The organism is Rhizobacter sp. P3_B12 (assembly GCF_056402895.1).
Genome location: NZ_JBFUGN010001661.1, coordinates 1 through 677, shown reverse-complemented (window position 1 = coordinate 677; position 677 = coordinate 1). Strand labels below are relative to the sequence as shown.

Below are 677 nucleotides of genomic sequence, written 5' to 3'. Positions count from 1 at the left end.
CCCAGGCTTATGTCAATCGCTGCGTGATGGTGCGTGCCACCCGCTCCGGCGCATCCGCCAGCAGCGCCGGCCACAGCGCATGGGCGCGCTCGCGCGTATCGCGCACGATGCGCCGGAAGCGGTTGAACGCCAGCAGCCCCGCCGCCTTGGCCAGTGCCTCGGCGGCGTCTTCGTCCCAGGCTCGCAGCGATTCATCCATCTTGCGGTTCTGCGCCAGCGCGCGCGGATCGGCCGGGTCGAAATACGCCGCCACGCACACCATGTCGTAAGCCGGCGCGAGCCGCGGGTGCACGCCGTCGGCGTAGACCAGCGCCCAGTTCTTCGAGTGCGCATCGGTGTTGCCCATCAGCGCATACGCGGTCCAGCGGCGGAACACCTCGTCGAGCTCGCGCACGTCGCTGGCCGGGGACTGCTTCAGCAGCACCAGCAAGGCCCGCATCGCGGCCGGCAGGTCACGGTACTTGCGGCGGCTGTCGATGCCCAGCGCCTGCGTCAGCTCCTCGAAGTGCACGCGCTGTGTACTGCCGTCGAGCAGCTTCCGGCGGTCGAAGCGCGGCACGTGCAGGTAGTGGCTGAAGGGCAGCGCGACGCCGGGCAGATCGAGCTCGGCCACCGGCCGAGCGCTCGCGCCGGCGGTTTGCACGCCCACCGCCTCGGCCAGCCGGTAGCAGCAGGCC

At 71.0% G+C, this 677-nt stretch carries 1 protein-coding gene; it reads right to left on the bottom strand.

Annotated elements, in window-relative coordinates; translation table 11 throughout:
* Nucleotides 1-7: 7 nt before the first annotated feature.
* Nucleotides 8-677: HipA domain-containing protein (locus AC1D01_RS37540; RefSeq protein WP_477875016.1), on the bottom strand; the 670-nt coding region annotated here is incomplete at its 5' end.